The organism is Nocardiopsis lucentensis DSM 44048 (assembly GCF_000341125.1).
Taxonomy (GTDB): domain Bacteria; phylum Actinomycetota; class Actinomycetes; order Streptosporangiales; family Streptosporangiaceae; genus Nocardiopsis; species Nocardiopsis lucentensis.
Map to the genome: position 1 here is coordinate 1 of NZ_ANBC01000233.1, position 8,591 is coordinate 8,591.

Annotated in this window: 10 protein-coding genes; 4 read left to right on the top strand and 6 right to left on the bottom strand. The window is 71.8% G+C overall.

The features are described from left to right. The coding region (locus D471_RS0107785) for a 4-hydroxy-3-methylbut-2-enyl diphosphate reductase (RefSeq protein WP_017598093.1) at positions 1-954 on the bottom strand (954 nt) is incomplete at its 3' end. 294 nt (positions 955-1,248) lie between these two features. Here D471_RS0107785 and D471_RS0107790 point away from each other — a divergent pair. Next, entirely contained in the window at positions 1,249-1,995 is a 747-nt protein-coding gene (locus tag D471_RS0107790) for a hypothetical protein (RefSeq protein ID WP_017598094.1), read from the top strand. A 57-nt stretch (positions 1,996-2,052) separates the two neighbouring features. On the opposite strand, the gene D471_RS41660 is transcribed toward D471_RS0107790, so the two are convergent. Continuing rightward, positions 2,053-2,349: a transcriptional regulator gene (locus tag D471_RS41660; protein WP_017598095.1), complete on the bottom strand. Its 297-nt coding sequence runs from the start codon at positions 2,347-2,349 to the stop codon at positions 2,053-2,055. Next, a complete protein-coding gene (locus tag D471_RS0107800) occupies positions 2,346-2,816 on the bottom strand; it encodes a hypothetical protein (RefSeq protein WP_017598096.1) in 471 nt (156 codons plus the stop codon). The genes D471_RS41660 and D471_RS0107800 overlap by 4 nt, the downstream gene beginning before the upstream one ends. A 104-nt stretch (positions 2,817-2,920) precedes the next feature. Between D471_RS0107800 and xseA the strand changes: the two genes are divergently transcribed. Both xseA and D471_RS0107810 read left to right on the top strand, forming a co-directional pair. Next, complete coding sequence (xseA, locus tag D471_RS0107805) at positions 2,921-4,165, top strand: exodeoxyribonuclease VII large subunit (protein WP_017598097.1); 1,245 nt, start codon at positions 2,921-2,923, stop codon at positions 4,163-4,165. A gap of 2 nt (positions 4,166-4,167) precedes the next feature. Next, positions 4,168-4,431 (top strand): exodeoxyribonuclease VII small subunit, encoded by a 264-nt coding sequence (locus tag D471_RS0107810; RefSeq protein WP_017598098.1) that lies wholly within the window; start codon positions 4,168-4,170, stop codon positions 4,429-4,431. Between the two features lie 44 nt (positions 4,432-4,475). Here the strand turns inward: D471_RS0107810 and D471_RS0107815 are convergent, their stop codons facing one another. The 3 genes from D471_RS0107815 to D471_RS0107825 all read right to left on the bottom strand — a co-directional run bounded on the left by D471_RS0107815 (position 4,476) and on the right by D471_RS0107825 (position 7,218). After that, complete coding sequence (locus tag D471_RS0107815) at positions 4,476-5,012, bottom strand: DUF6542 domain-containing protein (protein ID WP_026127515.1); 537 nt, start codon at positions 5,010-5,012, stop codon at positions 4,476-4,478. Between the two features lie 185 nt (positions 5,013-5,197). Continuing rightward, the gene (locus D471_RS0107820; RefSeq protein ID WP_017598100.1) at positions 5,198-6,535 is read right to left on the bottom strand and encodes a DNA recombination protein RmuC; all 1,338 of its coding nucleotides are present in this window, start codon (positions 6,533-6,535) and stop codon (positions 5,198-5,200) included. Between the two features lie 14 nt (positions 6,536-6,549). Then, on the bottom strand, positions 6,550-7,218 hold the full coding sequence (locus D471_RS0107825) for a TetR/AcrR family transcriptional regulator (RefSeq protein ID WP_017598101.1): 669 nt from the start codon (positions 7,216-7,218) through the stop codon (positions 6,550-6,552). 125 nt (positions 7,219-7,343) lie between these two features. Here D471_RS0107825 and D471_RS0107830 point away from each other — a divergent pair. Beyond that, the coding region (locus D471_RS0107830) for a glycoside hydrolase family 3 protein (RefSeq protein WP_017598102.1) at positions 7,344-8,591 on the top strand (1,248 nt) is incomplete at its 3' end.

The window sequence follows — 8,591 nt, forward strand, 5'->3', positions numbered from 1 at the left end:
GCGGCGCAGCTCCTTGGGGAGCGAGAAGGTCAGGGTCTCGTCGGCGGTGGTCACCGGGGTCACCGTGCCGTAGCCGTGGCCCGCCAGCCTGTCGAGCAGCTCGCGCACCAGGATGTCCGGCACGGACGCGCCACTGGTCACACCGACCGTCGTCACGCCCTCCAGCCAGGCGTCGTCCATGAGCGAGGCGTTGTCGATGAGGTAGGCGGCGTCGGCGCCGGCGTCGAGGGCGACCTCGACCAGGCGGACCGAGTTCGACGAGTTGTCGGACCCGACCACGATGACCAGCTCGCACTCGGGGGCCATCGCCTTGACGGCGTCCTGGCGGTTGGAGGTGGCGTAGCAGATGTCGTCGCTGGGCGGGTCGAGCAGGTTCGGGAAGCGGTCGCGCAGCGCGTCCACGGTCTGGGTGGTCTCGTCGACGGACAGGGTGGTCTGCGACAGCCAGGAGACGTTGTTCGGGTCCCGGACCTGGACCTTGTCCACCTCGTCCGGGCTCTCCACGATCTGGATGTGCTCGGGGGCCTCGCCGCTGGTCCCCTCGACTTCCTCGTGGCCGATGTGGCCGATGAGGATGATGTCCCGGTCCTCGGAGGCGAAGCGCTTGGCCTCCTTGTGGACCTTGGTCACGAGCGGGCAGGTGGCGTCGATCGTCTTGAGCCTGCGCCGCTCGGCCTGCTCGTGGACGGCCGGGGACACGCCGTGGGCGGAGAAGACGACGATGGCGCCTTCGGGCACCTCCTCCGTCTCCTCGACGAAGATCGCTCCGCGCTCCTCCAGCGTGCGCACCACGTGGGTGTTGTGCACGATCTGCTTGCGCACGTAGATCGGTGCGCCGTACTGCTCCAGGGCCTTCTCCACGGTGATGACCGCGCGGTCGACACCGGCGCAGTATCCCCGGGGGTTGGCGAGCAGGACACGGCGGTGGGTCGTCGCAGTCGTCGTCGCAGTCATGGGTCCCATCCTAGGTGCCCTGTACGGTCCCCGTGGCGTGTGTGGTCGAAGGCACCGAGGTGGGGGTTCGCGGGGCGGGGTCCAGGCGGGGCGGGTGCGCGGCGTGAGATGCCGGGTTCGGCCGCGACGTGGCGAAATCGTTCACTTATCGCCTGCTCATGCTGATCTACCCTCCTCTATCCTGGTGCACCATCGCATCTGTAGATAGGCGGTTCGCCCCAACTCGGCCTTGCCTGGTTTTGCTGGACGCGCGCCGCCGGCCCACCCGCCGAGAGCATCAGGAGCCCCCGTCCTATGTCGAACCCCACCGTCGCCACGAAGCTGCTGTCCCTGGTCAAGGGGATCTTCGGGCGCAAGGAGCCCGTGTCCGCCACCGGTTCCGCCCAGGCGGACGAGTCCGCGAAGCCGCAGAGCACCGCCCCGGAGAAGGCGGAGACGCCGGTGAAGGCCGAGACCCCCGAGGCCGTCGAGACCTCCGAGAGCGCGGAGGTCACCGAGACCGCTGAGGCTCCCGCCGTGGAGAAGACCGAGAAGGCCGAGGCTCCCGCCGTGGAGAAGACCGAGAAGGCCGAGGCTCCCGACCAGGTCGAGGAGTCGCGGGCGGCGGAGGCGTCCCCGAAGCCCGAGGAGCGGGGGGAGGCCGAGAAGTCCACCGCCGAGGCCGAGGACGCGGTCGCGACCGAGGAGGAGGCTCCCGCCCCCGCGGAGGAGAGCCGGTCGGAGTCCGCCGTCCCCGCCACGGCCGACCTCGAGGAGGAGGGCGCGGCGATCGCCGAGGAGATCGCGGTGGCCGAGGCCCACACCGAGGTCGCCAGCGACGAGGTCCTGGAGAAGGTTCGCAAGGAGGTCGCCCCCACGGCGGACGAGCTCGCCGTGCCCACCTACGACGATCTCACCCTGCCGTCGATCCGGGCCCGTCTGCGCAAGCTCACCGTGGCCCAGGTGCGTGACCTGCGCGCCTACGAGGTCGCGCACGAGGGGCGGCCGGAGTTTGTCAAGATGTACGACAACCGCATCGCCAAGCTGGAGAGCGCAGAGTGAGCGATCTCGGCGTGCCGGGGTCGCCCCGTCGGTCCGGCGGCCCCGGCGGAGGCGTGGTCAGGCGCCCGTGATCTCCCGCAACGCGGCCACGTGGGAGCGGTAGGCCGCCTTCCCCTCCTTGGTCAGGGAGAGCCACACGCGCTGCCGCCGGTCCCGGGTGGCCCGGGTCTGGTGCAGGAAGCCCTTGTCCATCAGGACGCTCACGTGCTTGCTGAGGACCGAGGCGCTCACCTTCAGCTGTTCCTGGACGGTGCCGAATTCGACCTGGTCGACGGCGTCGAGCATCGCGCAGATCCGTAGCCGCTGGGGTGCGTGGATCGTCGGGTCGAAGCCGTCGTCGGTCGTGGCGCTCAACGGTTCCCGCTCGTCTGGTAGTAGGGGCTGGTGCGCCGGTGGTAGGGGCCGAACAGGCCGATCGCCACGCCCAGGCCCGCCGTCGTGGCGACCCAGGCCCATGGTGTGCCGTGGACCAGGTACAGCCCGATTCCGCCGATGATCGGGAACAGGGACCAGACCGCGATCGGCCGCAGTTCCCGCGGGGTCAGCCAGCGAAGCACCCCCATCTGGTTCACGCCGACCCGCATCAGCACGACGGTCGCGGTGAGGAACGCGACCAGGCCGAGCAGGTACGCCGCGAGCCACCATCCCTCGTGGGGGATGACGAACAACAGACCGTAGGGGGCGATGATCAGCCCGAGTACCGGGTAGTACCAGGCGGGTACCTTCACGGCCCTGGTCGACTCCTGCGCCGACTCCGCCTCACGCAGCGCGGCGGCGGCCTCCTCGGGGGTGGGGCGGGGGGTGGTCGGTTCGGTTTCCATGATGGAAACTTAGCTCTTCACTTTCCCTGTCGTCAACTGTGCCTCCGTCGTGCCGCGGCCGTGTCGGGCCAGGTTGTCGGTGGCCTGCCGTAGGGTCGATCGGTATGGGGATGGAGAGTTCCGCCGAGGCGCCGCAGCCGGTACGCGTCGTCCTGAGCGCCGTCGGCGGTTGGATCAACCGCCTGGGCCGGATCTGGGTCGAGGGTCAGATCGCCGAGCTCAACCGGCGCGGCCGCATGGCGTACATGACGCTGCGCGACCCCGTCGCCAACGTGTCCGTGCGCGTCGTGTGCCAGACCACGGTCCTGGACGCCCAGAGCCCGCCGCCCGAGGCCGGTGCGCGCGTCGTCATCCACGCCAAGCCCGACTTCTACGAGGTGCGCGGCACCTTCTCGCTGCGCGCGTCGGAGATCCGCCACGTCGGGCTGGGTGAGCTCCTGGCCCGGCTCGAACAGCTGCGCCGCACGCTGTCCGCCGAGGGACTGTTCTCCGCCGACCGCAAGCGCCCGCTGCCGTTCCTGCCCAACACCGTCGGCCTCATCTGCGGCCGCGACTCCGCGGCCGAGCGGGACGTGCTGGAGAACGGCCGCCGTCGCTGGCCCGCCGTGCGCTTCGAGGTCCGGCCGGTCGCGGTCCAGGGGGACCGTGCGGTCCGCGAGGTCATGGAGGCGCTGAAGGACCTCGACTCGCACCCGGACGTCGATGTCATCGTCATCGCGCGCGGCGGCGGGTCTCTGGAGGACCTGCTGCCCTTCTCAGACGAGGCGCTGGTCAGAGCGGTCGCCGCCGCGGGCACACCCGTGGTGAGCGCGATCGGACACGAACAGGACGCACCCCTGCTCGACTACGTGGCCGACCTGCGCGCCTCCACGCCCACCGACGCCGCCAAGCGGACCGTCCCCGATGTGGGGGAGCAGCTGGAGATCATCCGCCAGCTGCGCGACCGCGGCCGCAGGGTGATCCGGGGCGGGGTGGAGCGGGAGCTCGCCTGGTTGGAGGGCATCCGCTCGCGTCCCGCGCTGGCCAGTCCGGTGCGGGAGATCGACCGTCTCACCGAGCAGGTCCTGGAGCTGCGCGACCGTGCGCGGCGGAGCCTGACCGTGTCCCTCGACCGGGCGGGGGACGGTCTGGCGCACACGCGCGCCCGCCTGCACGCCCTGTCCCCGGCCACCACCCTGGCCCGCGGCTACGCCATCGTGCAGCGCCAGGACGGGGCGGTGGTGCGTTCGGCGGGCGAACCGGACGTGGGGGAGTCCCTGCGCGTGCGCTTCGCCGGGGACAGCCTGACGGCGACCGTGGACGCGGTCCACACCGACGACACCACCGACCACAGCACAGAGGGGGAGTAGCCATGGTGGAGCAGGGCGACGACACGGGCGCGGCGGGCACCGAGCCCGAGCTCAGCTACGAGGAGAGCCGGGAGGAGCTGAACAACGTCGTCCGCCGGTTGGAGTCCGGTGGCCTCAGCCTCAAGGACTCCCTCGCCCTGTGGGAGCGCGGCGAGGAGCTGGCCCGCGTGTGCGAGCAGTGGCTGGAGGGGGCCCGCGCCAAGCTGGCCGCCGCCATGGACGAGCGCCAGGGTGACGCCTCCGAGGACGGCGACGCCCCCTTCTAGGAGTCCGCGCGCCGACCCGGGGCGCAAACCCCGAGAGGCACTGCCTAGCGTCGGCCGTTGAAGTCGTCGCTCAGCTCGCGGATGTTGCCGGGCAGCCCTCGGAAAACTCCGATCACCAGGACCAGGGCCGTGCCCAGGAACAGCCAGGGGGCGACCTCGGCCAGGCGCGACGCCAGCCCCAGCAGGACGACTCGGGCGAAGCCCTCGGTGCCCAGCGCGATCAGACACTCGGCGACGGTCACGGCGGCGAAGTAGGCGATGGGCGGGCTCACCGACAGCGACAGTAGGTCGCCCGGGCGGACCAGGGACGCCGTGACCAGGCACGCGGTGGTGAAGGCCAGGCCCGGAGCCGCCGGGGTGGTCGTCCAGTGCGCGATCATGGTCCCGGCGAAGCTGAGTACGCAGATCAGCAGTACGCCGCCCCGGCCGGTCAGGCGGGGCGGTCGCCGGGCTGGCGCCTTCGATGGTGGGTCCGTACGGGTGGACTTCGTGGCGCGAGGGACGTCCCGTCCGCGGCCGCGGGGCCGTACGGAGTGCGGTGCGTGCCCGGGCCTCGGACCGTCCGCCTTCCGCGGGGGCATGACCGTGCGCCTCCCAAGTGTGTTACTCACAGTGTTCAGTGTGTCACTTCACGTGAGACTTCGGTGACTTTTCCTTGGATCGTGTCGTCATTTCGGCTGCTTGCCCCTTCCGCGACGAACACGTCTTCCCACCCGTTGGACACCGGGTTGGGGCGTGATGGTTCCGCCCCGTTCCGGGGTCGGGCTCAGTGCACGGTGCCCCCGGGATCCATTTGGGTCTGACCGTGGTTAGCTTTACCCGCGTGCCGAATTCCATCCATCGCGGTGGCCTCGCGCAACGTTTCGGAGGACATGTCGGGTTCGGTCAGTTCCGGGGCGGTCATCTCGGGCGCGGTCACGGTGCGGGGGTGCTCCTCCACACCCGAAGGCCGATCCAGATCCGTGTCCACCAGCCCGAGGTCGCGGAAGCGGCGGGCGGTCACCAGGACCCGGCTCTCCAGGGAACCCACCGTCTGGTTGTAGGCGCTCACCGTACGGGTCAGCGCCCGGCCCAGCCCCTCCACGTGCCCGCCCAGTGTGGACAGTCGGCCGTGCAGCAGCTTGCCGAGTTCGAAGACCTCCCGGGCGTTCTCGCTCAGGGCCTCCTGCTGCCACGCGTACTGCGCGGTCCGCAGCAGGGAGATGAGCGTCGTGGGGGTGGCGATGTGCACCCGACGCGTCATCGCGTGCTCCAGCAGGCCCGGGTCGTGCTCCAGGGCGGGGGCGAGGAACGCCTCCCCGGGGACGAACAACACCACGAACTCCGGAGCGGGCGTGAAGGCCGTCCAGTACGATTTCGCCGCCAGTTGCCCGACGTGCGTGCGCAGCTGCCTGGCATGGGCGCGCATCCGCTCCGCCGACGCCTCCTCGTCCTCGGTCTCGACCGCGTCCAGATAGGCCGCCAGCGGCACCTTGGCGTCCACGACGATGTTCTTGCCGCCCGCGAGGCGCACCACCATGTCCGGGCGCAGCGCTCCGTCCCGGGTGCTCGCCTGCTCGTCGAAGTCGCAGTGCGCGGCCATCCCGGCCAGTTCGGCGACCCTGCGCAGCTGCAGCTCGCCCCACCGGCCGCGCGCTTCCGGGCGCCGCAGCGCGGTCACCAGGGCCCGCGTCTGGTCCCTCAGGCGCTCGGAGCCCTCGCGTACCAGCTCCATCTGCTTGGCCAGTTCCGCGTGGGCGGCGGCCCGACCCGCGTCCGCCTCCCGCAGTTGCGCCTCCACCCGGTGCAGCGTGGCGGTCAGCGGCTCCACCATGCGCTCGACCGCCTGGCGCCGCTCGTCCAGGTCGCCCCCGGCCTCGGCGCTGACCGCGCGCAGGCGCCCCTCGGCGAGTTCGAGGAAGCGCTGGTTGGTCTGGTCCAGAGCCTGGGCCGACAGCGCGCGGAACCGATCGGCCAGCTGTTCCTCCACGTAGGCGGCGCGTTCCCGGGCCGCGCGGGCGTTCGCGCGTTCCTCGGCCGCGCGGCCCCGGGCCAGGGTCCAGCCCACGGCGACACCGACGGCCAGACCGATCAGGAGCACGAGTACGAGAACGAGGGCGTCCATGGCCCTCCATGGTGTCAGGGCGGGGTGGGGTCCGGGGCCGCGCCACGCAGGACATCGGTGAGGAGTCCCATCAGATCCGGCATGTCCACGGAATCCGGGTCGTACAGCCATTGGAGTTGGAGGCCGTCCATGGCGGCGGTGAGCAGGGCGGCGGCCTGGTCGGGGGTCGCTCCGCTCGGCAGCCGGTCACCGTGTTCGGTGCGCAGGGTGTGCGCGAGCCGTTCCCGGACGCGGGCGTAGCGGTCGCGGACGTAGGCGGAGGCCGGGTGATCGCCGGTCAGGCCCTCGGCCGTGAGCAGCGAGTGCAGTCGGACCACCCCGGGGCGCCGCGTGTTGCGTTCGGCGAGCCCGGTGAGCGCGGCGGTGTCGCCGAGTCCGTCCAGCTCGCGGACGTCGACCTCGTCACGCCGGGCGAGAACGGCGATCAGCAGGGCCTCCTTGCTGGGGAAGTGGTGGAGCAGGCCCTGCTGGCTCAGCCCGACCCTGCGTGCCACGGCGGCCAGGGACGCCCCCTGGAAGCCGGACTCGCCGAACTCCGCGAGCGCGGCGTCGAGGATCTGGTCCCGGCGCCTCGTGGCGCGCGGGCGTCCGCGCCCCCTGCGCGCCGGAGGGCCCGGTTCCGGTGGCGCCGACGACTCCCGCCCGGATTCCTCCGGCGGTGGGACGGGTTCCTGCTCGCTCATCGAAGCAAGGCTACGCCGCGGTACTTCACACGGGATGATTATGCGTTTAACCTGAGGTCAGTGTTTTGCCGAATGACCGGTAGGTAAATTCCTCCCGCGTCTCCCCACACACCCCTGGGAGCGACATGAGCGCACCGACCGACGCCGACCCGGCCCGCGAACGGCGGGTGGACGCCGCCCTGGCCGCCCTCGACCTCGAAGCCAAGGTCCGCCTGCTGTCCGGCGACTCCATGTGGGCCATCGCCGCCAACCCCGACATTGGCCTCGGCCGCCTCGTCATGTCCGACGGGCCCGTGGGGGTGCGCGGCGAGCGCTGGACCCCCGACGACCCCTCCATCCAGCTCCCCAGTCCCACCGCGATCGCCGCCACCTGGGACCGCGACCTCGTCCGCACCGCCGGGCACCTGCTGGCCCAGGAAGCCCGTCGCAAGGGCGTCCACGTCCTGCTCGCCCCCGCGGTCAACATGCACCGCTCCCCGCTGGGCGGGCGCCACTTCGAGACCTACTCCGAGGACCCCTACCTCACCGGCGAGATCGGGGCCGCCTACGTCCAGGGCGTCCAGGAGGGCGGGGTCGGCACCACCGTCAAGCACTTCGTCGCCAACGACTCCGAGACCGATCGCTTCACCGTGGACGTCCGCGCCGAGGAGCGCACCCTGCGCGAGATCTACCTGGCCCCCTTCGAGCGCATCGTCGCCCGGGCGCGGCCCTGGGGCGTGATGGCCGCCTACAACAAGGTCAACGGCACCACCATGACCGAGCACCTCGACCTCAACACGGTGCTGCGCGACGAGTGGGGCTTCGACGGGTTCGTCGTCTCGGACTGGACGGCCGCCCGCGACACCGTCCGCGACTGCCTGGCCGGGCTCGACGTCGCCATGCCCGGCCCGAACACGGTCTACGGACAGCACCTCGTCGACGCCGTCCGCGACGGCCGGGTCCCGGAGAAGGCCGTGGACGCCCTCGCGCGGCGGGTACTGCTGCTCGCCGCGCGCGTCGGTCTGCTGGAGGGAGCCGACCCCGTCGTGGCCCCCGGCGACCGGCCCTCCGGTCTGGACGGGCGCGCCATCGCCCGGGAGGTCGCCACCCGGTCCTTCGTGCTGCTGCGCAACGAACGCGCCGCCCTGCCGGTCCACCCGGCCGGGACCAACCGGATCGCGCTCGTCGGACTGGCCGCCTCCGAGGCCCGGACCAGCGGGGGCGGCAGCGCCAGCGTGTTCGCCGAGCGCACGGTCACCCCACTGGAGGGGTTGCGCGCCGCCCTGCCCGACGCCGTCGAACTCACCTACGCGGTGGGCGCCGACCCGCGCGCCAACCTGCCCGCCGTCGACACGGCCACGACCGCCACCTTCCTGGCGGCCGACGGCCGGGTG

Coding starts and splice junctions, on each gene's coding strand:
- D471_RS0107790 (WP_017598094.1), top strand. CDS start 1,249: ATGTCGAACCCCACCGTCGCCACGAAGCTGCTGTCCCTGGTCAAGGGG.
- D471_RS0107800 (WP_017598096.1), bottom strand. CDS start 2,816: ATGGAAACCGAACCGACCACCCCCCGCCCCACCCCCGAGGAGGCCGCC.
- xseA (WP_017598097.1), top strand. CDS start 2,921: ATGGGGATGGAGAGTTCCGCCGAGGCGCCGCAGCCGGTACGCGTCGTC.
- D471_RS0107810 (WP_017598098.1), top strand. CDS start 4,168: ATGGTGGAGCAGGGCGACGACACGGGCGCGGCGGGCACCGAGCCCGAG.
- D471_RS0107815 (WP_026127515.1), bottom strand. CDS start 5,012: ATGCCCCCGCGGAAGGCGGACGGTCCGAGGCCCGGGCACGCACCGCAC.
- D471_RS0107820 (WP_017598100.1), bottom strand. CDS start 6,535: ATGGACGCCCTCGTTCTCGTACTCGTGCTCCTGATCGGTCTGGCCGTC.
- D471_RS0107825 (WP_017598101.1), bottom strand. CDS start 7,218: ATGAGCGAGCAGGAACCCGTCCCACCGCCGGAGGAATCCGGGCGGGAG.